Annotated in this window: 26 protein-coding genes; 7 read left to right on the top strand and 19 right to left on the bottom strand. The window is 70.1% G+C overall.

The genetic code is table 11. The features are described from left to right. Positions 1–324: hypothetical protein (locus AB0B72_RS38995; RefSeq protein ID WP_367744727.1), on the top strand; the 324-nt coding region annotated here is incomplete at its 5' end. 72 nt (positions 325–396) lie between these two features. Here AB0B72_RS38995 and rlmN read toward each other — a convergent pair. After that, positions 397–1,515, bottom strand: a complete 1,119-nt coding sequence (gene rlmN / locus AB0B72_RS38990) for a 23S rRNA (adenine(2503)-C(2))-methyltransferase RlmN (protein ID WP_367744726.1) — start codon at positions 1,513–1,515, stop codon at positions 397–399. Between the two features lie 106 nt (positions 1,516–1,621). Here rlmN and AB0B72_RS38985 point away from each other — a divergent pair, with 106 nt between their 5' ends. Next, entirely contained in the window at positions 1,622–2,656 is a 1,035-nt protein-coding gene (locus tag AB0B72_RS38985) for a suppressor of fused domain protein (RefSeq protein WP_367744725.1), read from the top strand. A gap of 17 nt (positions 2,657–2,673) precedes the next feature. Here the strand turns inward: AB0B72_RS38985 and AB0B72_RS38980 are convergent, their stop codons facing one another. The 6 genes from AB0B72_RS38980 to AB0B72_RS38955 form a co-directional block, all read right to left on the bottom strand. Then, positions 2,674–3,723, bottom strand: coding sequence for a phosphatidate cytidylyltransferase (locus AB0B72_RS38980; RefSeq protein ID WP_367744723.1), 1,050 nt, complete (start codon positions 3,721–3,723; stop codon positions 2,674–2,676). Positions 3,724–3,839: 116 nt separating this feature from the next. Further along, the gene (frr, locus tag AB0B72_RS38975) at positions 3,840–4,397 is read right to left on the bottom strand and encodes a ribosome recycling factor (protein ID WP_367744722.1); all 558 of its coding nucleotides are present in this window, start codon (positions 4,395–4,397) and stop codon (positions 3,840–3,842) included. Between the two features lie 9 nt (positions 4,398–4,406). Next, complete coding sequence (gene pyrH / locus AB0B72_RS38970) at positions 4,407–5,177, bottom strand: UMP kinase (protein WP_367744721.1); 771 nt, start codon at positions 5,175–5,177, stop codon at positions 4,407–4,409. A gap of 51 nt (positions 5,178–5,228) precedes the next feature. After that, complete coding sequence (gene tsf / locus AB0B72_RS38965; RefSeq protein WP_367744720.1) at positions 5,229–6,062, bottom strand: translation elongation factor Ts; 834 nt, start codon at positions 6,060–6,062, stop codon at positions 5,229–5,231. Positions 6,063–6,179: 117 nt separating this feature from the next. Continuing rightward, positions 6,180–7,118, bottom strand: coding sequence for a 30S ribosomal protein S2 (rpsB, locus tag AB0B72_RS38960; protein WP_367744729.1), 939 nt, complete (start codon positions 7,116–7,118; stop codon positions 6,180–6,182). 193 nt (positions 7,119–7,311) lie between these two features. Further along, entirely contained in the window at positions 7,312–8,811 is a 1,500-nt protein-coding gene (locus AB0B72_RS38955) for a CoA transferase (protein WP_367744719.1), read from the bottom strand. Between the two features lie 225 nt (positions 8,812–9,036). Here AB0B72_RS38955 and AB0B72_RS38950 point away from each other — a divergent pair, with 225 nt between their 5' ends. From AB0B72_RS38950 to AB0B72_RS38935, 4 genes are all read left to right on the top strand, one after another. Beyond that, positions 9,037–9,390, top strand: a complete 354-nt coding sequence (locus tag AB0B72_RS38950) for a YraN family protein (protein WP_367744718.1) — start codon at positions 9,037–9,039, stop codon at positions 9,388–9,390. Position 9,391: 1 nt separating this feature from the next. Beyond that, positions 9,392–10,954 carry a YifB family Mg chelatase-like AAA ATPase gene (locus AB0B72_RS38945; protein WP_367744717.1) on the top strand — a complete coding sequence of 521 codons (1,563 nt, stop codon included), beginning with the start codon at positions 9,392–9,394 and terminating at the stop codon, positions 10,952–10,954. A gap of 193 nt (positions 10,955–11,147) precedes the next feature. Continuing rightward, positions 11,148–12,386 carry a DNA-processing protein DprA gene (dprA, locus tag AB0B72_RS38940; RefSeq protein WP_367744716.1) on the top strand — a complete coding sequence of 413 codons (1,239 nt, stop codon included), beginning with the start codon at positions 11,148–11,150 and terminating at the stop codon, positions 12,384–12,386. Between the two features lie 262 nt (positions 12,387–12,648). Beyond that, positions 12,649–13,545 carry a tyrosine recombinase XerC gene (locus AB0B72_RS38935; protein WP_367744715.1) on the top strand — a complete coding sequence of 299 codons (897 nt, stop codon included), beginning with the start codon at positions 12,649–12,651 and terminating at the stop codon, positions 13,543–13,545. A 115-nt stretch (positions 13,546–13,660) separates the two neighbouring features. On the opposite strand, the gene AB0B72_RS38930 is transcribed toward AB0B72_RS38935, so the two are convergent. The 10 genes from AB0B72_RS38930 to rpsP all read right to left on the bottom strand — a co-directional run bounded on the left by AB0B72_RS38930 (position 13,661) and on the right by rpsP (position 20,021). Beyond that, positions 13,661–14,059, bottom strand: a complete 399-nt coding sequence (locus tag AB0B72_RS38930; protein WP_367744713.1) for a M23 family metallopeptidase — start codon at positions 14,057–14,059, stop codon at positions 13,661–13,663. Positions 14,060–14,593: 534 nt separating this feature from the next. Beyond that, positions 14,594–14,917: a DUF2469 domain-containing protein gene (locus AB0B72_RS38925; protein WP_030511723.1), complete on the bottom strand. Its 324-nt coding sequence runs from the start codon at positions 14,915–14,917 to the stop codon at positions 14,594–14,596. A gap of 39 nt (positions 14,918–14,956) precedes the next feature. Then, complete coding sequence (locus tag AB0B72_RS38920) at positions 14,957–15,682, bottom strand: ribonuclease HII (protein WP_367744709.1); 726 nt, start codon at positions 15,680–15,682, stop codon at positions 14,957–14,959. Between the two features lie 77 nt (positions 15,683–15,759). Further along, positions 15,760–16,371: a signal peptidase I gene (lepB, locus tag AB0B72_RS38915; RefSeq protein WP_367744707.1), complete on the bottom strand. Its 612-nt coding sequence runs from the start codon at positions 16,369–16,371 to the stop codon at positions 15,760–15,762. Positions 16,372–16,374: 3 nt separating this feature from the next. After that, a complete protein-coding gene (gene lepB / locus AB0B72_RS38910; RefSeq protein WP_367744728.1) occupies positions 16,375–17,169 on the bottom strand; it encodes a signal peptidase I in 795 nt (264 codons plus the stop codon). 162 nt (positions 17,170–17,331) lie between these two features. Then, positions 17,332–17,697 carry a 50S ribosomal protein L19 gene (gene rplS / locus AB0B72_RS38905; RefSeq protein ID WP_367744703.1) on the bottom strand — a complete coding sequence of 122 codons (366 nt, stop codon included), beginning with the start codon at positions 17,695–17,697 and terminating at the stop codon, positions 17,332–17,334. Positions 17,698–17,852: 155 nt separating this feature from the next. Beyond that, a complete protein-coding gene (gene trmD / locus AB0B72_RS38900; RefSeq protein ID WP_367744702.1) occupies positions 17,853–18,674 on the bottom strand; it encodes a tRNA (guanosine(37)-N1)-methyltransferase TrmD in 822 nt (273 codons plus the stop codon). Between the two features lie 9 nt (positions 18,675–18,683). Next, entirely contained in the window at positions 18,684–19,202 is a 519-nt protein-coding gene (rimM, locus tag AB0B72_RS38895) for a ribosome maturation factor RimM (protein WP_367744700.1), read from the bottom strand. Positions 19,203–19,324: 122 nt separating this feature from the next. Then, positions 19,325–19,567, bottom strand: a complete 243-nt coding sequence (locus tag AB0B72_RS38890) for an RNA-binding protein (RefSeq protein ID WP_367744698.1) — start codon at positions 19,565–19,567, stop codon at positions 19,325–19,327. 1 nt (position 19,568) lies between these two features. Further along, a complete protein-coding gene (gene rpsP / locus AB0B72_RS38885; RefSeq protein ID WP_367744697.1) occupies positions 19,569–20,021 on the bottom strand; it encodes a 30S ribosomal protein S16 in 453 nt (150 codons plus the stop codon). Between the two features lie 249 nt (positions 20,022–20,270). On the opposite strand from rpsP, the gene AB0B72_RS38880 reads away from it, so the two are divergent. Then, positions 20,271–20,912, top strand: coding sequence for a DUF4232 domain-containing protein (locus AB0B72_RS38880; protein ID WP_367744696.1), 642 nt, complete (start codon positions 20,271–20,273; stop codon positions 20,910–20,912). An 18-nt stretch (positions 20,913–20,930) separates the two neighbouring features. On the opposite strand, the gene ffh is transcribed toward AB0B72_RS38880, so the two are convergent. Both ffh and AB0B72_RS38870 read right to left on the bottom strand, forming a co-directional pair. Beyond that, positions 20,931–22,478, bottom strand: a complete 1,548-nt coding sequence (gene ffh, locus AB0B72_RS38875) for a signal recognition particle protein (RefSeq protein WP_367744695.1) — start codon at positions 22,476–22,478, stop codon at positions 20,931–20,933. Positions 22,479–22,580: 102 nt separating this feature from the next. Further along, positions 22,581–22,853: ATP/GTP-binding protein (locus tag AB0B72_RS38870; RefSeq protein WP_367744694.1), on the bottom strand; the 273-nt coding region annotated here is incomplete at its 5' end.

Genomic DNA, 22,853 nt, shown 5'->3' with positions numbered 1-22,853 from the left:
CACGCCACCATGCCCCAACCCCACCTGATCATCTGGACCAGCCCACTCGGACACACCTACCAAGCCCGACTACCCAAGATCATCACCCCGCTGCCGAGACCCAGCCCACGCCACTGGCCCGACGAGCAGCCCCCCACAGACGACAACGACGCCGCAGCCCCGGATCGCATATGGCACAACGACGTAGACCCCCACGCCACCTCAAGAGCAGAGGACAGAGCAAAGCAAGACACAGCAGCTCAGAAAAAGGACGATCAGAAAGAGGACGACAGGAGCGATGCCAACGGCGGTGCACTCCCCTTTGCGGACGTTCCACCGTTCTGAACCCATGGCTGGCCCCCGGCAGCCCACCCGGTCATGCGGCGACTTTCACCACAGGCGAGGAGTCGGCAACGGCTATGCCGTGGGAGCCGCTGCGGCCAGCTGGCCGCAGGCGCCGTCGATCTCACGGCCCCGCGTGTCGCGGACGGTGACGGCGACCCCGTGGGCCTCCAGACGGCGGACGAAGGCCCGCTCATCCTCGGGACGGGACGCCGTCCACTTCGACCCCGGTGTGGGATTGAGCGGGATCAGGTTGACGTGCACCAGCTTGCCCTTGAGCAGCCGGCCGAGCAGGTCGGCCCGCCACTCCTGGTCGTTGATGTCCTTGATCAACGCGTACTCGATGGAGACGCGGCGCTTGGTGGTGGCGGCGTAATCCCAGGCGGCCCCGAGCACCTCGGCGACCTTCCAGCGGGTGTTGATCGGGACGAGGGTGTCTCGCAGCTCGTCGTCGGGAGCGTGGAGCGAGACGGCGAGCGTCACGGGCAGGCCCTCACCGGCGAGCTTCTCGATCGCGGGAACGAGGCCGACGGTCGACACGGTGACACCACGGGCGGAGATGCCGAGACCCTCCGGAGCGGGATCGACGAGGCGGCGCACCGCGCCGATGACAGCCTTGTAGTTGGCCATCGGCTCGCCCATGCCCATGAAGACGACATTCGTGACGCGTCCGGGCCCACCGGGCACCTCGCCTCCAGCGAGGGCACGAGCCCCGGCGACGACCTGCTCGACGATCTCGGCGGTCGACATGTTCCTCGTCAGACCGGCCTGACCGGTGGCGCAGAACGGGCAGTTCATGCCGCAGCCCGCCTGAGAGGAGACGCACATGGTCGCGCGGTCGGGGTAGCGCATGAGGACGGATTCGACCAGCGAGCCGTCGAAAAGCTTCCACAGTGTCTTGCGGGTCGTACCGCCATCGCAGGTGATCTCGCGCACGGAGGTGAGCAATGGGGGCATCAGGGTGGAGACCAGCCGGTCGCGGCTGGCGCCCGGCAGGTCGGTCATCTGCTCTGGAGAGCCGGTCAACCTGGCGAAATAGTGCCGGGAGAGCTGGTCGGCACGGAACGGCTTCTCGCCCAGCTCGGCCACCGCCGCGCGGCGCTCCTCCATGGTCAGATCCGCCAGATGGCGCTGCGGCTTCGCCCGTCGGGGCGCGACGAAGGTCAGCTGCCCGGTCTTCGGCTGCTCGCTCACGCAAAACCCTTTCGATCTCCCGCTCAAGCGGTCTTAACGGCTGCGGCCGGCAGCTCTACATTCTGGACTGGCGGTGTAATCCCGAGGCGTGTCCCGGAGGTTGTGCGTGGAGATCACGGTGGTGCTCACCAGCCCCAACCCTTACGGGAGCCGCACTCTCACGATCGAAGCCGACCGGACATCCTCCGTAGCCTACCTTCGGGACGGCAAGGGAGTCGTCCACGGAGCGGTCTGGCTCGCCAACCATGCCCCGGCTCCGGCGACAGTGGACCTCGCCAGGGCCAACGCCGGGCTTCCGCCCCTGATGCCGGCGTCGAGCACCCGGCACCCCTCCGGAACGCCTCCGCTCAACCCGGCGGCATTGTCCGTCCTGTGGTTCGAGGAGGGCGACGGCGTCGCCCTGTACGAGAACCACGATCTGCTGGCGGTCATTCCAGGCTGGGCCGACATGGAACGTGGCATGCCCGGGTACGCGCGGGACGCCGTCGGAGAGTCGCCGTTCGCCTGGTCGCTGAGCGAGGCGCTGGAAGGGCTGGCGCCCAGGGTGGCGAAGGCCCGCGCCTACTGGCACTGGCGGCAGGCGGAGGGAAGCTGGGGTTCGTTCCAGCAGTTCGTGATGGGACACCTGGACAGCAGGGTGGGGCCGCCGGGCCGGTACTGGGACGTGGGCGGCGACCGGCTCCCCCTCGTCTGCGTGAGCGAGCGGCCCGCGACGTTCGGGCGGGGCTACACGGTGCTGTCCACCGTGGGAATGAGCTGCCAGCGGATGCCCACGGCGGAGCTGTACGACACGGCCTGCCGGGTGGAGCTGGCGCTGGCGACCCGGCGGGACCCCAGGATCGCGGCGCGGCTGTTCAGCTGGCTCGGCCAGTATCCCTGGCGGTCGGTGACCTGGCTGGGGCACGGCCACACAGCCCGATGGTTCCAGCGATCCGGCACCTTCCCGCTGGACGGCGGGCACCAAGGCGTGATCATGCTCGCGAATCCCCCAGGATTACCCGATATGTCCGGGTTCACATTCGGGGGTGACGCCGTACGGTGGCTGTGGCTGGTGCCGATCACGGACACCGAGCTGCGCGTGATCTCCGACCAGGGACACGAGGTGATCAGTGAGCGCCTGACCGTGCACAGCCGGATGTGACGGGGATGATCGGCGGTTCAGTGAACGGGCACCAGGAGCGTCAGCAGCAACCAGACCGGGACGAGCGTGAACAGCAGCGAGTCCAGCCGGTCCATGATCCCCCCGTGGCCGGGCAGCACACTGCCCATGTCCTTGATGCCCAGGTCGCGCTTCATCACCGACTCGATGAGGTCGCCGAGCGTGGCGCAGACGACCACGACCGCACCGACGAGCGCGCCCTGCCAGTACTGGCCCTCAAGCAGGAAGCGCACGAGTAACGCCCCGCCGACGACGCAGGCGAGGGCGGATCCCCCGAAGCCCTCCCAGGTCTTCTTGGGGCTGATCAGGGGCGACATCCGGTGCCTGCCGAGGAAGATCCCCGCGAAGTAGCCGCCGATGTCGCTGCACACGGTCACCGCGATGAAGATGATGACCCGGTCGGCGCCGTCGTGGGGGGACAGCAGCAGCGGTACGAACCCGGCGAACAGCGACGGGTAGACGGCGATGAACAGGGCCGCTGTGGCGTCCCTGACATAACCATCCACCCCCTGGAACATCCGCCAGGTCAGCAGCACCATGACCGTCACGGCGAACGCGCCGACGAGGAAGGAGACCCCGCCCCAGTACGGGCCGACGACCATGGCCGCCATGCCGGCCAGCAGCGGGACAAGCGGTACCCGGATGCCTCGCGTGCCCAGCGCCTTGACCAACTCGTGGACGCCCACCCCCACGGCGGCCAGGACGACCACGAGGAAGGCCGCCTTCTGCGTGTAGAGCGAACCGATGACGGCAGCGCCCAGCGCGACCCCGACCGCGACCGCCGCCGGCAGGTTCCGGCCGGTACGGCTGCCGCCCCCGGCCGCGGCACCCGAAGAGCCGCTCACGCCGGAGCCCGAGCCGGAGCCGCCGATATCAGACCCGCCCATATCGGAGCCACCCACATCGGAGCCGCCGGTGCCGCTCATGCCGGAGCCGTCCACATCGGAGCCGTTCCCGTTGGCATGCGCGTTGACGCCAGAGGCGTGGTCGCCCGCCCTGGCGCCGCCCTTCGCCGAGCCCCGGTCACCTGCGGCAGCCGTTCCGTCCACAGAGTCCCACTCCCTATATACGCGTGATCCTTGTGCCGCCCTGTCCACGCAGTGCGGCACAAGGATCACGGTTGTGCCGTTCGGCCCTGCCAGGTCTCTCCCCAGGGGCCGGGTCTTCAGACCTCGAGAAGCTCGGCTTCCTTGTGCTTCAGCAACTCGTCGATCTTGGCGACGTGCTTCTGAGTGAGGTCGTCGAGCTCCTTCACCGCGCGGTGGACCTCGTCCTCACCGACCTCGCCGTCCTTGACCAGCTTGTCGAGGACCTCCTTGGCGTGCCGGCGGATGGTCCGCACCGAGACGCGGCCGCTCTCGGCCTTGTTGCGGGCGACCTTGATGTACTCCTTGCGGCGCTCCTCGGAGAGCTCGGGGAACACCACCCTGATCACGGAGCCGTCGTTGCCGGGGTTGACGCCGAGGTCGCTGTCGCGGATGGCCTTCTCGACCGCGCTCAGCGAGCCCTTGTCGTACGGCTGGATCAGCACCATGCGGGCCTCGGGAACGTGGAACGACGCGAGCTGCTGGATCGGCGTCGGCGACCCGTAGTAGTCCACGTTGATCTTGTTGAACATCGAGGGGGTGACGCGCCCGGTACGGATACCGGCGAAGTCGTCCTTGGCGACCGTCACCGCCTTGTCCATCTTCTCCTCGGCCTCGAGGAGGGTATCGTCGATCACTGCGGCTCCCTATTTCCCTGCCGGACTCACCAGCGTGCCGATCTTCTCACCACGGACCGCCCGCAGGATGTTGCCCTCACCCATCAGGTCGAAGACCACGATGGGCAGGCCGTTGTCCATGCACAGGCTGATCGCGGTTGCGTCCATGACCCCGAGGCCGCGCGTCAGCACCTCACCGTATTCGAGCTGGTCGAATCGGACCGCGTCGGGGTTTTTCCGCGGATCCGAGTCGTAGACGCCGTCGACCTGGGTGCCCTTGAGAAGGGCCTCGGCGCCGATCTCGAGCGCGCGCTGCGCCGCGCAGGTGTCGGTGGAGAAGAAGGGCGATCCCAGCCCCGCGCCGAAGATGACGACCCGCCCCTTCTCCAGGTGACGGATGGCCCGGCGCGGCAGGAACGGCTCGGCCACCTGCTGCATCGTGATCGCGGTCTGCACCCGGGTGTCGATGCCGCGCTTCTCGAGGAAGTCCTGCAGCGCGAGGCAGTTGATGACGGTCCCGAGCATGCCCATGTAGTCGGCCCGGGCGCGGTCCATGCCGCGCTCCGACAGGGCCGCGCCGCGGAACATGTTGCCACCGCCCACGACCACCGCCACCTGCACGCCCTCACGGACGGCCTCGGCGACGGAGTCGGCGAGCTGGGCGACGACCAAGGGGTCGATCCCCAGGGACTCGCCGCCGGCGAACGCCTCGCCGGACAGCTTCAGCATCACTCTCTTCCACCGGAGCGGCCCGTCGTACGACGAGGCCGCCGGCGCGGCGGATCTGGTGTTGTCCTGCACGGCGGCGGCCTCCTCGTATGGAATGCGGGTCCAAGCTCCTGGCAGTTAAGCCTAAGCCTGGCCCACCTTGAAGCGGGTGAAGGCCAGGACCTTGACGCCGGCCTCCGCCGTCACCTTGGCGATCGTCTTCTTGTTGTCCTTCACGAAAGCCTGCTCCAGCAGCGTGAAGTCCTTGTACCAGCCGTTGATCCGGCCGTCGACGATCTTCGGGAGAGCCGCCTCGGGCTTGCCCTCGTCGCGGGTCATCTGCTCGAACAGCGACCGCTCCTTCTCGATGACGTCGGCCGGCACCTCGGCGGGGCTGAGGTACTTCGGCGCCATCGCGGCGGTGTGCTGGGCGATGTCCTTGGCGATCTCCGCGTTCGGCTTGTCGAGCTGCACGAGCACGCCCACCGCCGGAGGAAGCTGCGGGTCGGTCTTGTGCATGTAGGAGGCGATGTAGCCACCCTCGAGCAGGGAGAACCGACGGATCTCGATCTTCTCGCCGAGGGCCGCGTTGGCCTCGTCGAGCAGCTCCTTGACAGTCTTGGCGCCGACCTGGGACTCCAGGAGGGTCGGCACGTCAGCCGGCTTGCTCGTGACGATGTGATCGACGATCTCCGCGGCGAGCTCCTGGAAGCGCTCGTTCTTCGCGACGAAGTCGGTCTCACAGTTGATCTCGAGCAGCGCGGCGAGGGAGTCGCCCTCGTGCTTGACGGCGACCAGGCCGTTCGACGCGGTACGGGCCTCGCGCTTGCCGACGTCCTTGGCGCCCTTGAGGCGCAGGATGTCGACGGCCTTGTCGAGGTCGCCCTCCGACTCCTCGAGCGCCTTCTTGCAGTCCATCATGCCGGCGGCGGTCAGCTCACGAAGCCGCTTGACGTCGGCCATGTTCACGGAAGCCATTGTCCAATTTCCTCTTCGGCCCGAATGCGAATCGTCGTGGGAGGTGGGCGCCCCTCGATTGGAGCGCCCACCCGGGTGGAGCCTTGGTGCCCGTACGGCCTGCCGTACGGTGCGGAACTAGGCCTGCTCGCCCTGCTCCGCGGCGGGGGCCTCGGCGACCGGCTCGTCGGCGGTCTCGGCGGTGTCCGTCACGGTCTCCGCGGCGGGGGCCTCGGCGAGCTCGGCGCTCTCCGGAGCCTCGGCGGTCCCGGCGGCCTCCGCGGCCGGAGCGGCCTCGGCACCCTCGAGGAGCTCGCGCTCCCACTCGGCCAGCGGCTCGACGGCGGCCACGCCGGCGGGCTTCTCGTCACCGCGACCGGCGCCGGCGCGGGTCATCAGACCATCGGCCACGGCGTCAGCGATCACGCGGGTGAGGAGGCTGACGGCGCGGATCGCGTCGTCGTTGCCCGGAATCGGGTAGTCGACCTCGTCGGGGTCGCAGTTGGTGTCCAGGATCGCGACGACCGGGATGCCAAGCTTCTTGGCCTCGTTGATCGCGATGTGCTCCTTCTTGGTGTCCACGATCCAGATCGCGCTGGGAACGCGCGCCATGTCGCGGATGCCGCCGAGGGTGCGCTCCAGCTTGTCCTTCTCGCGGCGGCGCATCAGGAGCTCCTTCTTCGTGAGCCCGGAGGCGGCCACGTTGTCGAAGTCGAGCTCCTCCAGCTCCTTCAGACGCTGGAGCCTCTTGTGGACCGTCGAGAAGTTGGTGAGCATGCCGCCCAGCCAGCGCTGGTTCACGTACGGCATGCCGACACGCGACGCCTGCTCGGCGATGGACTCCTGGGCCTGCTTCTTCGTGCCGATGAACATGATGGAGCCGCCGTGCGCGACGGTCTCCTTCACGAAGTCGTAGGCGCGGTCGATGAACGACAGCGACTTCTGCAGGTCGATGATGTAGATGCCGTTGCGCTCCGTGAAGATGAAGCGCTTCATCTTCGGGTTCCACCGACGGGTCTGGTGGCCGAAGTGAACGCCGCTCTCCAGCAGCTGTCGCATGGTGACGACGGGAGCCATGGTGATGATGTCCTCCATGGTCGTGTGCCTGTGAGGCACAGTCTCGGTTGGTCACGCGAGCGAGGTGCCCGCGTCCTGACGCCCCGGGCCGCTTTCGCCGGACAGGGTCCGGACCGAGAAGGCGGCTCGTTGGTGGGCGTGCGAATTCGGCCCGCCTGGCAGGCCGTCGAACAGTCTACCTGGATTCGTCCCGTCAGTTGACCGGCGCCGGTCCCGCCGCGCGCCGAGTCGTCCACGCGGCCGCGTGCTCGCCCCGCCGCGGGGGCGGACCGGCCCAGTACGGCGGGGCGCCGTCGATGTGGCCGGGTGGCGTGACGTACGTGAGAGTGCCGAACGCGCTGGGCATGGTGGCCAGCAGATCACCGGGAAGCAGGCCGCCGGCCGGTAAGTCGCCGGCCGGCGGCTTCCCGGCCGCGGCGCCGTCGACCCTGCCGAGCCCGTCCAGCCAGGCGGCCGTCCTCGCCAGCGACACCTCCACCTGCCAGGAGCCGCCTTCGGCCGTACGGCGCAGCAGTGCGGCGACCGCCCCGAACGCGGCCAGGTAGCCGGTGGCGTGGTCGAGCGCCTGGGCGGGCAGCGCGCCCGGCCGGGAGCCGTCCCCCGCTTCGTGAGCGATTCCGCACACCGTCTGGACCAGGCTGTCGAAGCCCCTTCTCTCCGCCCACGGGCCGCGCGAGCCGTACGCCGAGACGTCCACGCAGACGATCCCCGGCCGGAGCGCGGCCAGTTCCCCGGCGCCGAAGCCCCTGGCACTGAGCGATCCCGGCCGGTAGGCCTGGATCACCACGTCGGCCTGCCGTACGAGCTCGCGCAGCCTGTCAGGCTCCGAGCGAAGGTCGATGTGGCACGAGCGCTTACCGAAGGCCGTCTCCGCGACGAGGCCAGGGACCTCGGGAACATGCGCCGCTCCCACGCGCAGCACCTCGGCGCCGTGGGCTGCGAGCGTGCGCGCCGCCACCGGCCCGGCGATCACCCGGGTGAGGTCGAGCACCCGCACGCCGCTCAGCGGCCTGCCCGCCCCCGCGTCGCCGCTCCGGATCCGCTCGCCACCGGCGGGGAGCCGGTCGTCATGCCCGGTGACGGCCGAGGCGGCTCCGTACGGCCCGGGCAGCGGGGAGAGGCCGACCAGCGGCAGCCCCGCGATGGCGCGCGCCTGCGGGTGCGCCAGCCACTCGTCCCTGCTCCGCAGCGCGGCGGCGCATCCACCCTCGGCGGTCACCACTTCCTCGATCTCCATCGCGGTACGGCTTTCGCAGCCCCGTGCGAGATCAGCGCGGGTGGCGCCCGGGCGAAGCCCCAGCCCTCGGAGGGCCGCGTCGCGATGGTGGTCGAAGTTGCAGTGGATTCTTACCCAGCCGTCCCGCGTCCGGTAGTCGCCCGAGAGCTCCGCCCACAATTCCATGGGCCGCCCGTCGATCCGGAAGTGCCGCTCGCTCTGGAAGGCGATCGCGGCGTGCCGTACGTCGACGGTGACGTACGGCGAGGGCTCGGAGGCGGACGTGCGACGAGCGGGGTCGCGGCGATGGCGATGTGCCAGGGCGGCGACGGCGGCCGTCGCCGCACCGACTGAGGCGGCGGCGGCCGTGCCGATCCTGAATCCCGATCGCAGGACGGGATCGCCGCCTGTCACGTGGACCTCCGGCAGCACCACTCCGGCGTTCGCCCCCAGGTCCTCGATCAGTCCCTCGATCAACGCGCTCTCCTCGCATCGCTCCTCGTGAAGCAGGTACGGCCCATGGCCGGAAGTCCGGCACGTCTCCACTCTGCGTGTTCCCCAGCGGTACGCGAACCACTTTCCACAGGTTGTCCACAAGTTACCCACAGGGGTGACCGCGGCTCGCGGGGTTGTCCCCAGAAACACGTTCTGGCGATCGCGTGCGGCACCGGAGGGGCGAAGGTCGTGGCCGGAGGTGGTCCCATGGCATCGAAGGATCGGCTGGGCAGGCACGGCGAGCAGATCGCCACCGACTTTCTGCAGTCGGGAGGCATGCGCATCCTCGCCAGGAACTGGCGATGCGCCGACGGGGAGATCGACATCATCGCCCGCGACGGGCAGGCACTGGTGATCGTGGAGGTGAAGACCCGGTCAGGTCGCAGCCACGGCACGGCGTTCGAGGCCGTCACGCGCGACAAGCTGCTGCGCCTGCGGTCTCTGGCCGGCCGGTGGCTGGCCACGCAGCCCGAGAGCTTCGGTGCGATCCGGGTCGACGTGATCGCGCTGGAGCGGTTCGCGGGTGACTTCGCCATCCGGCACGAGCGGGGAGTGATCTGAGGTGGCTGTCGCACGTACGCGATGCGTCGCGCTGGTGGGGGTCACCGGGCGGGTGGTCGAGGTCGAGGCCGACGTGGGGCCGGGCGTGGCGGGCGCCCACTTCATCGGCCTGCTCGACACCGCCATCAGCGAGGCCCGGGGCCGGGTCAGGTCGGCATTGATCAACAGCCGCTTCTCCTGGCCGGACGCCCGTGTCACGGTCAGCCTGTTTCCGGCGAGCCTGCCGAAGAGAGGGTCGATCTTCGATCTGGCGATCGCGATCGCCGTGCTCGGTGCGGCCGGGGCCGTCCCGGCGGCGCGCGTCGCCGGGCCGATGTTCCTCGGCGAGCTCGGCCTCGACGGCAGGGTCAGACCCGTCCGGGGAGTGCTCGCGGCCGCACTCGCCGCGGCGGAGGCGGGGGCCCGCACAATCGTCGTCCCCTCGCTGAACGCCGCCGAGGCCGCGCTGGTGCCGGGGCTGACGGTCGTCCCCGTCGCGACCCTGGGCGAGCTGGTTGAGTGGCTACGCTCAGGGGACCTGCGTCGGCTGCCGGTGGTGGACGACGCCGCTTCCCTGGCCGGGCCCGCCGACAGGCCGGACCCCGGCGGACAGCCGGAGGGCCGTGACCTCGACCTGCGTGACGTGGCAGGCCAGCCGGTGGGACGGAAGGCACTGGAAGTGTGCGCCGCCGGAGGCCACAACCTCTGGATGCTCGGCCCGCCCGGCAGCGGCAAGACCATGCTGGCCGAGCGGCTGCCCACCCTTCTGCCCCCGCTCGACACCGACCAGGCCCTGGAGGTGTCGGCCATCCATTCGGTGGCGGGCAGGCTGCCTCCCGGCCGGCCCCTGCTCACGCGTCCTCCCTTCGTGGCTCCCCACCACAGCGCGACGATGGCGGCCGTCGTCGGCGGGGGAAGCGGCGGCGTCGTCCGTCCGGGAGCGGTGTCGTTGGCGCATCGAGGGGTGCTGTTCCTGGACGAGGCACCGGAGTTCGCCACGGCGGTGCTCGACTCGCTTCGCCAGCCGCTCGAGTCGGGCAGGGTCACGATCTCGCGGGCAGTCGGGACGGTCACGTTCCCCGCGAGGTTCATGCTCGTGCTGGCGGCCAACCCTTGCCCATGCGGGCTGCAGGGGACGCCGGGCCACCCATGCCGCTGCACCCCCACAGCCCGGCGCCGCTACCTCGCACGGCTGTCCGGCCCGTTGCTGGACAGGATCGACGTGAAGGTGAGGATCGGCCTGGCCACCCGGGCGGAGCTGCTGGCGGACCGGCACTTCACCGAGCCCAGCGCCGCTGTGGCCGAGCGTGTGCTGCTCGCCCGCGATCGGGCGGCAAAACGGCTGGCGGGCACCCCGTGGCTCAGCAACGCCGACGTCTCTTCGGCGGCGCTGCAAACCGATTTCCGCGTTCCTGACGGCGCTCTCGCACCGCTGCACCGGGGCCTGGATCTCGGCACCCTCAGCGCGCGCGGGCTCCATCGGATCCTCCGGGTGGCGTGGACCCTCGCGGACTTGGCAGGCAAAGACCGTCCAGGGGAGCCGGAGACATCGGCGGCCCTGGCGATGTGGCTCGGAGTGGAGTGACGAAGCGCAGATGCAGACCAGACGGCATGACGATGAACCGCGCCAGGACAGACCACGCCAGAACCGCGAGGACACCCCGGGAGACGGCAGACCAGGCGAGCACAAATCGCGCGACAGCAGACCCGGCGAGGACAGATCCCGCGACAGCAGACCCGGCGACAGCAGACCCGGCGACGGCAGACCGGCAGAGGGGATGCCGCCGGACCGTCCCGGCGACGTCCGCGACGGAGAGCGGCCCGGCCTGCCTCTCCAGGGACAGCCGGACATGGGCGACGACGGGGAGCGGCTGGCGCGGGTCGCGCTGATGCGGATGGCGGAGGCCGGAGATCCGGTCATGGGCCGGCTGATCGCCCGGTACGGGGCCGAGGAGGCGCTCGCCCAGGCACGACGAGGGGTGTTGGCGCCGGAGTTCGTCCGCGATGAACGGGAGCTCGCCCAGATGTCGAGGCGGCGGACCGACCTGGACCAGTTGGTCGCCGGTTGGGCGGCCCGGCGCGCCGACTCCGTGGCCGACCTCTCACAGGGGCGCGAGCGGGGCGCCCGGCTGATCATTCCTGGCGACGCCGAATGGCCGACCCAGCTCGACGACCTCGCCGACACGCGTCCCTTCGGGCTCTGGCTCGACGGGCGGGCCAACCTCCGATTCTCCTGCCTGCGCTCCGTTTCGATAGTGGGCTCAAGGGCGGCGACGGCGTACGGCACCACTGTGGCCGCCGAGTTCGCGTCCGGACTCGGCGACCGGGGCTGGTCCGTGGTCAGCGGCGGAGCCTACGGGATCGACGGCGCCGCGCACCGGGGGGCGCTGGCGTCTCAGGCGGCGACGGTGGTCGTCCTCGCCTGCGGAACGGACATCTGTTACCCCAGCGCACACGAGGAGTTGTTCCGCGCCGTGCGGTCGCGGGGCGTGGTGGTCAGCGAATGGCCGCCGGGCGCCCACCCCACCCGGCTCCGCTTCCTGGTGAGGAACCGGGTGATCGCCGCTCTGTCGCGTGGGACGGTGGTCGTCCAGGCGGCGGTGCGCAGCGGGGCGCTCAACACGGCCACGCACGCATCCGGCCTGAACCGGCACCTGATGGCGGTGCCAGGCCCGATAACGGCCGAGGCGTCCACAGGCTGCCACGTGCTGATCCGGCAAGGCAAAGCGGTATGTGTCACCTCGGTCGAGGAGGTCGTCGAGTTGGTAGGCGCCATCGGTGACGATCTGGCTCCCGAGCGGCGAGGGCCGGTCCGGCCAACGGACGGGCTCAACGAGGAGACCAGGCGGGTGCTGGAGGCGATTCCCGCGCGAGGCCCGGCGGGCCCCGCCGCCATCGCCGTGGCTGCCGGGGTCGACCTCACCACAGCCCTCGGCTGTCTGGGCGCTCTTGCCGCCGCCGGGTTCGTCGAGTCCGTCGACCGCGGCTGGCGGCTGCGACGACCCGACCGGCGGTGAATGTCCGGGAACACAGGCAGATCCCACGGTGACACGAGCGGGCAACCGACCGAACGGACCACCCGAACGGGTCGACCAACTGAACCGGCCGAACAGGCCGCCCGAACAGGCCGCCCGAGCGGGCAGACCGAGCGGGCAGACGGCCAAAGCGTCCGGAGTAGTGCGACAGCGCGGTGCGTCGGTGGCGCGACGGAAGGGTGGTCAGGAAGGCCCGGCGGTAGCATGCCGCCCATGGTGATCGGCATCTAGCTGGAGGAGCCACATGCCTCTGAGCTTTGAGGACGTTCTCTTCAGGTTCGAACGGCATCTCCGCCTGGAACGAGACCTGTCGGCCCATACCGTCAGGGCGTACATGGGGGATGTGACCTCTCTGCTCGCGCATCTGGAGGCTGCCGGCCATGAGAGCGTCGACGGGCTGGAGGTCGCGGTCCTCCGGGGGTGGCTCGCAGGCCAGCACCGGGCGGGCCGTTCTCGCGCCACCCTGGCTCGCCGGACCGCGTGTGCTCGGATCTTCACGGCTTACTGCCGCCGGCAGGGGTGGCTGGCGAGCGATCCCGGGCTTCTCCTGGGCACCGCCAAGGCGGGCCGCCGCCTTCCGGCCGTGCTCGACCAGGCGGAGGCGGAGGCGGCCCTCGACCTCGACGGGCCCGGTGACGCGAAAGACCTGCGCGATCAAGCGATCATGGAGCTGTTGTACGGCACGGGGATGCGGGTGAGCGAGCTCTGCGGCCTGGATGTGGACGACGTTGATCGCGATCGCAACACCGTCCGCGTGCTGGGCAAGGGACGCAAGGAGCGGACCGTGCCCTTCGGCCTGCCCGCCCTCCGGGCTCTCGACGCCTGGTGCGTGCGCGGCAGGCCCGTGTGGATCCGCGACGGGACGGGGCCGGCGCTCTTCCTCGGTGTCAGAGGAGGCCGGATCGACCAAGGGACGGTCCGGCGCGTCGTGCACGCCCGGCTCGCCGCCGCCGAAGCGCCTGACATGGGACCGCACGGCCTGCGCCACAGCGCGGCGACACACCTGCTGGAGGGCGGGGCGGACCTGCGCAGCGTCCAGGAGATGCTCGGCCACGCATCTCTCGCGACCACGCAGATCTACACCCACGTGTCCATCGAACGCCTTCGAGCGGCCTACCGTCAGGCCCATCCCCGCGCCTGAACGACAACGGTCAACTCGGGGCCCCACGGGGGCGCCAAGCGGGTTCGTCTCGGGGGCCGCACACCTGGCCGGACTCCGGGTGGCCTTCCCACTCGGTACGCCTCGCGGTGCGGGCTCACTCAGCTGAACTGCGGGTTGCGTGAGACCAGATCGGGAGGAGGCGGACCTGTCCGTAGCCGAACAGCAGGAGTGGGTCGAGGTACAGGGACCCCCGCAAGAGCCCCCAGTGCAGGCAGAGCCCAGCGCAGTGGCCAACGGTGTCCTCCACCACGCCGATCGCCTCGCCTGCCACCACGGTGTCCCCCGGCCGGACTGAGGCACGGACCGGCAGATAGGTCGTGCGGAGCCCGCCGGGATGGACGATCACCACGACGCCCCGGCCGGCCACCCGGTCCGCCAGCCGGACCACCCCAGGCCCCGCCGCGCGAACCTTCGACCCAGGCTGAGCGTCGAGATCGACACCGCGATGGCCGGACAGCCAGCGCTGAGGCGGAGGATCGAAGCGCCTGAGCATCTGCGGCCGCCCGGCGAGCGGCCACCGCCACTCAGCGGGGCCCCGCTCCCGCCCCGCAGGCGCCCAACGCGCGGGCGCCCGCTGTGTGGGCGCCCGCTGTGTGGGCGCCCGCTGTGTGGGTGTCCGCTGGGTGGGTGTCCACCGGCCAGGCACTCCCCTGCCAAGCACTACCCGGGAAGGCGTCCACCGGGAAGGAGCTCGCCAGGGAGGCGCCCACAGGAAGAGCCGTGTCCGGTCAGCTCCCCTGCGACCAGTCCATGGCGAACCCACCCGTAACGCGCCCCCACCAGACCCGTCCGCCCTGGACGCGTCCACGAGAGAGACCCCACTGGAAATGGGCCTGGAAATCGGCGCTGACGACTCCGCGGACACCGAGGAGAGAAATGCTGCCCGGTCGGGGGAAACGGGCTGGGCCGGGGGCACGAGGAAGGCGAGTGACGCGAGAAGCGCGTACGCGAGGATCCGCATGACACGACGATGCGGCAGCCAGGGGCAGGCGGAATCAGCCGAACGTCATTCTGGGGATAACCGGTCTCAGCTGGAGAAGCCCTCCTTGGGCATCTCCAGGTCCGGCTTGGCCAGCTCCTCGACGTTGACGTCCTTGAAAGTCACGACCCGGACGTTCTTCACGAACCTGGCCGGGCGGTACATGTCCCACACCCAGGCGTCCTGCATCTTGACGTCGAAGAAGACGTCCCCGTTCTCCGCGGTGCGCACGTCGAGATCGACGGAGTTGGTGAGATAGAAGCGCCGCTCGGTCTCCACGACGTAGGTGAACAGCCCGACCACGTCGCGGTACTCCCGGTAGAGCTGCAGCTCCATCTCGGTCTCATACTTCTCGAGATCTTCCGCGCTCATCCCGGTCCTCCACTTCCGCTCCCCGTCGCGTGCGCCTGTTCAGACGACACCGGCCCCCACCTCATTCTCGCGCATGTCCCCATCTTGCCCGGTCCATGGGCTCACGTCCGGGATCTCCATCCCACGAGTCACCCTCGCCACCGTCACGAACGAGAACCGATGGTGAGGGCTGGGTCCGTGCACAGCCAAGGCCCGCCGGTGGCCGGGCGTCACGTAGCCCTTGTGCTCGGCGAAGCCGTACTGCGGGTAGATCTCGTGCAAGCCGTGCATCATACGGTCCCTGGTGACCTTGGCCACGATGGAGGCCGCCGCGACACAGGCCGCGACCTGGTCGCCCTTCCACACGGCCAGCGACGGGGCCGGCAGGCCGGCCACCGGGAAGCCGTCGGTCAGGACGTAACCGGGGTCGACGCCCAGGCCGGCCACCGCGCGGCGCATGCCGGCGATGTTGCACTTGTGCAGCCCCCGCGCGTCGATCTCCTCGGGAGGGATGACGACGGCGCTCACCGCCCTGGCCGTGGCGACGACCCGGTCGTAGAGACGCTCGCGGACGGGCTCCGTGAGGAGCTTGGAGTCCGTCAACCCGTCGATGTCCCGCCCCAGGACCACCGCGGCGACGACGAGCGGCCCGGCACAGGCGCCCCGGCCCGCCTCGTCCACCCCGGCGACGGGAGCGAACCCCCGCCGGGCCAGCGCCCGCTCGTAACCGTAGAGTCCCGAATCCCGCCGTACGACGCTGGGACGTGGGCGATACGCAGCTGTCATGACGACAAGCAGATTACGCCCCATTCCGGCCAGGCGATACGGCAGGAACCGCGCCTGCGGCAAAGCCGCAGGTGAGCTCAGCGGACGTCGGAGAAAGTCGGCGGCCGGGACAGCATGGACAGGCGCGACAGGGGCCAGTACCGGGCGAAGGCCCGCCCCGTCACGTCGCTCACCGCGATCGTCCCGTGGTTGGGATCGTCCAGGAAGTACCGGGAGTCCATCGAGTTGTTGCGGTGGTCGCCCATCAGCCACAACCGCCCCTGAGGGACCTTCACCTGGAATTCCTGCCCGGAAGGGTAGACCCCCGGGTAGAGGTACTTGTCCTCCTCGTCGAGCGGCGTCCCGTTGACGGTGATCCGGCGCTTGGCGTCGCAGCACTTGACGGTGTCGCCGCCGATCCCGATCACCCGTTTGATCGTGTCCTCGCCGTCCCAGCCCTTGAAGACGACGATGTCGCCACGCTCCACCGACCCGAACCGGTAGGCGAGCTTGTTGACGATGACCCGGTCGTTGATCAGCAGCGTCTTCTCCATCGACGCCGACGGGATGTAGAACGACTGCAGGACGAAGGTGTGCACGAGCAGCGCGACCACGATTCCGCCCAGCGTGAAGTAGAGCGTCTCACGCAGGCTCGAGGTCTTCTTCGCGGGCCGGGATTCCTTTTCTTCGGTCTCTTCGGTCGTGGCCACGGGCTACCGCCTCGCCGACCGTCGGCGCAGCGCCACCAGCGGCAGGGCGCCGGCGAAGCCGAGAACGAGCGGAGCGGCGCCCTCGGCGGCCGCCAGAGCCGGCTGCGCGAACGTCGGCGGGATCGGCAGGATCGTCGCCCGGTCGAAGGGCCACACGATCACGAAGGCGCGACCGACGACCTTGTCCGCCGGAATCGTCCCGCCGCCCGGGTCGCCCTGGTGCCTTCTGGAGTCGTACGAGACGGAGCGGTGGTCGCCCATCACCCAGAGCCTGCCGGGGGGAACGGTGACCTCGAACTTGTCCCCCGAGGGGACGTCACCCGGGTAGAGGTAGGCCTTCTCCTCCAGCGGAACGCCGTTCACGGTGATCCGGCCCTGTGCGTCGCAGCACTTGACCTTGTCGCCCGGCACGCCGATGACCCGCTTGATGTAGTCCTTCTCCCCCGGGACCAGGCCGAGCGCGGTGCCGACCCAGCGGAGCGCGCCGGCCACCGGGTTCGACGGCTCCTCGATCTGCACCTCGGGATCCCAGGAGTCGAGCCCGGAGAACACGACGATGTCGCCGCGCTCGATGTCCCGCACGTTGTACACGAGCTTGTTGACGAGCACGCGGTCGTTTACGAGGAGGGTGTCCTCCATCGACTCCGACGGGATGTAGAACGCCTGGACCACGAAGGACTTGATCAGAAGTGCCAGAGCGAGAGCCACCACGATGAGAACGGGCAACTCCCGCCAGAACGAGCCCCTCTTCTTGCCGTCCTCAGCGGCCGGCTTGACGTCTTCGGCGACCACGTCCACCCCGTCCTGGGCGGGGCGGCGCGTGCCGGACCCCTGACCCTCGCTAACCAATCGCTGCTGAGCCTAGATGATGTCCACGACGGTGCGTGCCGCGGACGCGGCTGTCCTCGCAAAAAGAAAGTGGCCCGTACCAGCAGGCACGGACCACGATCGTCGTCGGCCTTACTTGGCGGCCGGCAGGGCGTCGCGCTTCTCGCGGATACGGGCGGCCTTACCGCGCAGGTCGCGCATGTAGTAAAGCTTGGCCCTGCGGACGTCACCGCGGGTCACCAGCGTGATCTTCTCGATCACCGGGCTGTGGACGGGGAACGTCCGCTCGACGCCGACGCCGTAGCTGACCTTCCGGACCGTGAAAGTCTCACGGATGCCGCCGCCCTGGCGGCGCAGGACGAAGCCCTTGAACACCTGGATACGGGACCGGTTGCCCTCGACGACGCGGACGTGGACCTCCAGCGTGTCACCCGGGCGGAAATCCGGTACGTCGCTGCGGAGAGCAGCCTTCTCGAGCTCCTGGATCTGCGTGTGCATGGCGGCGGTTCCTCATCGACATCGGCGCGCGGAGGTCCACCCGGCCGGGCCACAGGCCCGGCGACGAGGGGGACACGCGTGCTGGTTTGATACGTCTCGGTCGCTCCGTCTGGGGCCGGGCCTCACCCGGCCGAACCGCAGACGGCAGCAGCGATTCAGTCTGCCATATCTTCCGGCCCGGCGCGAAACGAGGCGGCGGAGCGGCGCTCCTCGAACTCCTCGATGACCCGGCGGTCGTCTTTGTCGAGGCTCTCCTCGCCGATCCTGCCGACCAGCTCGGGCCGCTTGCCGAGCGTACGGCGCAGCGCCTCGTCCCTGCGCCAGCGGGCGATCCTGCCGTGGTGGCCCGACAGCAGGATCTGCGGCACCTCGTGGCCGCGCCACACGGGCGGCTTGGTGTAGACGGGGCCCTCCAGGAGGTTGGCCATGGCGCCGGGGGCGAAGGAGTCGTCGGCGACCGAGCGGGCGTTGCCGAGTACGCCCGGGAGCAGCCTCCCGACCGCCTCGACGATCACCAGGACGGCGGCCTCTCCCCCGGCGAGGACGTAGTCGCCGATGCTCACCTCGTCGGCTCGCAGGGGCGTGCCGTACTCGGCGACGACGCGGGAGTCGATGCCCTCGTAACGGGCGGGGGCGAACAGCAGCCACGGCTCGGCGGCGTACTCCAGCGCCACCTCCTGGGTGAACGGCCGGCCGCTCGGGGTCGGGACGACCATCCGGGGCAGGCCCTCGCCCGCCGACGCCCGGCCCCGCGCGACCACGGCGTCGATCGCGTCGCCCCAGACCTCGGGTTTCATCACCATGCCGGGCCCGCCGCCGTACGGCGTGTCGTCGACGGTCCTGTGGACGTCGTGCGCCCAGTCCCTGAGCTGGTGGACGTGGACGTCGAGCAGGCCGCGCTCACGCGCCTTGCCCATGAGGGACACGTCGAGCGGGGCGAAGTACTCCGGGAAGATCGAGATGATGTCGACGCGCACGGGACGGCCCTACCGGGTCTCGTCGAGGTCGAGCAGCCCCGGCGGCGGGTCGACGACCAGCACGCCCTTGCCGAGGTCGACGTCGGGCACGAGCGCCTTGACGAACGGCACGTAGAAGTCGTCACGGGAGGGGCGTTTCACGACGAGCAGGTCCTGACCGTGGTGGAGGACGTCGGTGACCTCGCCGATCCGCTCCCCCTCGGTCGTCACGACCGCGAGCCCGATGAGCTGGTGGTCGTGGAACTCGTCCGGGTCCTGCGAAGGCGCGACGTCGGCGGAGTCGATGACGAGCAGCGTGCCGCGCAGAGCCTCGGCCGCCTCCCTGTCGTTCACCCCGGCCAGGGCCAGCAGCAGGATGTCCTTGTGCCAGCGCGCGCCCTCCACGGTGAGCGGACCGGCGCCCGGAGGATCGGTGGCCAGCTCCGTCCCCGTCGCGAAGCGCGTGCCGGGGTCGTCGGTGCGCACCTCGACGGTGACCTCGCCCCGCACACCGTGCGGTCGGCCGATCCTGCCCACGACAAGCTGCACGTCTCGCCTTCCTTCGACGACCATCCGGCCTTCGACAACCATCGGCCCCGCCGCGAGGCGACGGCCCTGAAAAAGAGCCGGGGGACCCCCGTGAGAGGGTCCCCCGGCCACAAGGGTACGGCTCAGCGCGCCTCGTCCAGGTCGACCAGGTCGATCCGCACGTACTTGCCGTTGGACAGGGCGTTCACGACCGTGCGCAACGCCTTGGCCGTACGGCCGCCGCGGCCGATGACCTTGCCGAGGTCCTCCGGGTGAACCCGGACCTCGAGAACGCGCCCGGTGCGGATGCGCCGGGGGCGGACCCGGACATCGTCAGGATGCTCGACGATGCCCTTGACGAGGTGCTCGAGGGCCTCCTCGAGCACCTCAGGCCTCGCCTTCCGGCTTCTCCTCGGCTGCGGGGGCCTCGGTGGTCTCTTCGGCCTTCGCCGGCCGCTTGGCCTTCTTCGGCGTGGTGGCGGTGGCGCCCGCGTCGGCGGACAGGGTCTCCCGGGCCGCGGCCTCGTAGAGCGCGTGACGGTCGGGCTTGGGCTCGGCCACCAGGAGCGGCGCCGGAGCCGGCTCGCCCTTGAACTTCTGCCAGTCACCGGTCAGCTTGAAGATCTTGAGAACCGGGTCGGTGGGCTGTGCACCGACGCCCAGCCAGTACTGAGCCCGCTCGGAGTCGACCTCGATGCGCGAGGGGTTCTCCTTCGGGTGGTACAGGCCGATCTCCTCGATCGCACGACCGTCGCGCTTGCTGCGGCTGTCGGCGATGACGATGCGGTACTGCGGGTTGCGGATCATTCCGAGCCGCTTGAGCTTGATCTTGACTGCCACGGGTGTGGTCTCTCCTGCATTAGAGCGTGGGTGAGCGGTGTCACATCGAGTGGGGCACGATGGGAGCCCGCCCGAGGGACAGGCGCGACCGGCGGGGGTGAGAGGGCACCCGCATGGCCACGATGTTCCAGCCTGACATTCTGCCAGATGATTGCGGATGCTTCGCCATGACAGGCTCCGGGAAAGGCGTGGATTCGCCAAAACGCCTCCCACCTGAACCTACCAGCCGATCCGGGCGTCTCACAGGACATGGAACGAAGCAGAGGCACTGCACGCCTCGCCACAGCCGTCACCGGTCTCGCGCTCCTGAGCGCCTGCGCGGCACCGGCCGGCACCGCGCCCGCCCGCCCCGTCGCGACTCACGCGAGCGGCATGAGCCAGGCGGGCGGCGCGACGACGACGGCCGTGCGGGCGCCGGGCTCCGGAGCGGTCAGGGCGGCGTCGGCGCAGGCCCCGGCCAAGGCGTCCGCGCAGGCCCCGGCCAGGCGGTGCCGTACGACGGGGCTGCGGGCGAAGACCGGAGCGCAGGACGCGGGGGCGGGCCAGCGGTACGCGGCACTCGTCCTGACCAACACCTCGTCGAAGACCTGCTGGGTCTACGGCTTCGTCGGGCTCATCATGATCGACGGCCATGGGGACGCGCTGCGGACGCGGACGCGCCGGGAGAGCGTGACGCCCCATCGGGTCACGCTGCGGCCGGGCGCGAGCGCCCACGCGCGTCTCCACTGGACGGTCGTGCCCGGCGGGAGCGAGACCACGTGTCCCGCCTCGGCACGGCTGATGATCATCCCGCCGGACGAGGTGGCGCACCTCGAGATCCCGTTCAAGGCCGCGGTCTGCGGTGACGGCAGGATCGACGTCACCCCCATGGCCCCCGGGGTGTCGCTCTGACGTGCCTCCCCGGTACGGCTACTTCTGCCCCGGCAGCTTCAGCTTGGACGGGTCGAAGCCGGGCGGCAGCTCCAGGCCGGGGGGCAGCTGGCCGCCGCCGAGGTTGCCCAGCACGCCCTTCGGCACCTTCGGAGCGTCGTCGGACGCGCCGCCGGCGGCCTTGCCGAGCGCGGCCTTGCGGGGGTCGCCGCTGACCCGGCGGCCCTTCTTGGCCTTCTGCGGCTTCTGGTTCTTGCGGCCACCGGGCATGCCGGGGATGCCCATGCCCTGCGTCATCCGCTTCATCATCTTCTGCGCCTCGTAGAAGCGGACGACGAGGTTGCTCACCTCGGTGACCGTGACGCCGGAGCCGTTCGCGATGCGGGCACGCCGCGAGCCGTTGAGGATCTTCGGGTCCTGGCGCTCGCCCGGCGTCATCGAACGGATGATCGCGGCGATGCGGTCCAGGTCCCGGTCGTCGACCTGGTTGAGCTGGTCTCGCATCTGCCCCATGCCGGGCATCATGCCGAGCAGGTTCTTGATGGGGCCCATCCGGCGGACCATCATCATCTGCTCGAGGAAGTCCTCCAGCGTGAAGCCGTCGCCCGCGACGAGCTTGCCCGCCATCTTGGCGGCCTCCTGCTCGTCGAACGTCTTCTGCGCCTGCTCGATCAGGGTGAGGATGTCGCCCATGTCGAGGATCCGGCCCGCCATGCGGTCCGGGTGGAAGGCGTCGAAGTCGGCGAGCTTCTCGCCGGTGGAGGCGAACATGATGGGCCGGCCGGTGACGTGCCGCACCGACAGGGCGGCGCCGCCGCGGGCGTCGCCGTCGAGCTTGGTGAGGACGACGCCGTCGAAGCCGACGCCCTCAAGGAACGCGCCGGCGGTGCTGACCGCGTCCTGGCCGATCATCGCGTCGAGCACGAAGAGGATCTCGTCGGGGCTGACGGCGTCGCGGATGTCGGCCGCCTGCCTCATCAGTTCCTGGTCGATGCCCAGGCGGCCGGCGGTGTCGACGATGACCACGTCGTGCTGCTGGCGCCGGGCGTGCTCCACCGACTGGCGGGCGACCGCGACGGGGTCGCCCACGCCGTTGCCGGGCTCGGGGGCGTAGACCGCCACCTCGGCCCGCTGGGCCATGACCTGGAGCTGCTGCACGGCGTTGGGCCGCTGGAGGTCGCAGGCGACGAGCAGCGGGGCGTGCCCCTGGTCGCGCAGCCACTTGGCGAGCTTGCCTGCCAGGGTCGTCTTGCCGGAGCCCTGGAGGCCGGCGAGCATGATGACGGTCGGCGGGGTCTTGGCGTAGCGCAGGCGCCGCGTCTCACCGCCCAGGATCTCGATCAGCTCGTCATTGACGATCTTCACGACCTGCTGGGCGGGGTTCAGCGCCTGGGAGACCTCGACTCCGCGGGCCCGCTCCTTGACCCGGGCCACGAAGTCCTTGACGACCGGCAGCGCGACGTCCGCCTCGAGCAGCGCGATGCGGATCTCGCGGCAGGTCGCGTCGATGTCGGCGTCGGAAAGCCTGCCTTTGGACCGTAGGGAGGAGAAGACCGAAGTCAGCCGGTCGGAAAGCGTCTCGAACACGTGTGTGGCCAGCCTCGAAGCGAGTGGACGGGTGGGTGGACCAACAGTCGCTCCCAGCCTAGCCGCCCGGACGGCATGTGTGCCCTAGCCCGCACCGCCGGCTCACCACCCGGGAGCCCCCACCTGCGTGGTGAGGGCGTGCTCGACGAGCGTGATCAGCGTCGTCTTGACCGAGTCCCGCTTACGGGCGTCCGTACGGATGATCGGCGTGGTCGGCGACAACGTCAACGCCTCCCTGATCTCGTCCTCACCATGCGGATAATGCCCGTCGAACCCGTTGACCCCCACCACGAACGGCAGCCGCGCCTCCTCGAAGTAGTCCACCGCGGGAAAACTGTCGGCCAACCGGCGCGTATCCACGAGCACCACCGCGCC

Source organism: Microbispora sp. NPDC049125, assembly GCF_040802045.1.
Classification (GTDB): Bacteria; Actinomycetota; Actinomycetes; order Streptosporangiales; family Streptosporangiaceae; genus Microbispora.
The sequence above is the reverse complement of the archived record's forward strand: the minus strand, read 5'-3'. Positions and strand labels throughout refer to the sequence as shown.

What these genes read in the sequence shown, in the direction of transcription:
- tsf (WP_367744720.1), bottom strand. Translation starts at nt 6,062, where the DNA reads ATGGCTTCCGTGAACATGGCCGACGTCAAGCGGCTTCGTGAGCTGACC.
- rpsB (WP_367744729.1), bottom strand. Translation starts at nt 7,118, where the DNA reads ATGGCTCCCGTCGTCACCATGCGACAGCTGCTGGAGAGCGGCGTTCAC.
- AB0B72_RS38950 (WP_367744718.1), top strand. Translation starts at nt 9,037, where the DNA reads ATGGCATCGAAGGATCGGCTGGGCAGGCACGGCGAGCAGATCGCCACC.
- dprA (WP_367744716.1), top strand. Translation starts at nt 11,148, where the DNA reads ATGCCGCCGGACCGTCCCGGCGACGTCCGCGACGGAGAGCGGCCCGGC.
- AB0B72_RS38935 (WP_367744715.1), top strand. Translation starts at nt 12,649, where the DNA reads ATGCCTCTGAGCTTTGAGGACGTTCTCTTCAGGTTCGAACGGCATCTC.
- AB0B72_RS38930 (WP_367744713.1), bottom strand. Translation starts at nt 14,059, where the DNA reads ATGCTCAGGCGCTTCGATCCTCCGCCTCAGCGCTGGCTGTCCGGCCAT.
- AB0B72_RS38925 (WP_030511723.1), bottom strand. Translation starts at nt 14,917, where the DNA reads ATGAGCGCGGAAGATCTCGAGAAGTATGAGACCGAGATGGAGCTGCAG.
- AB0B72_RS38920 (WP_367744709.1), bottom strand. Translation starts at nt 15,682, where the DNA reads ATGACAGCTGCGTATCGCCCACGTCCCAGCGTCGTACGGCGGGATTCG.
- rplS (WP_367744703.1), bottom strand. Translation starts at nt 17,697, where the DNA reads ATGCACACGCAGATCCAGGAGCTCGAGAAGGCTGCTCTCCGCAGCGAC.
- AB0B72_RS38880 (WP_367744696.1), top strand. Translation starts at nt 20,271, where the DNA reads ATGGAACGAAGCAGAGGCACTGCACGCCTCGCCACAGCCGTCACCGGT.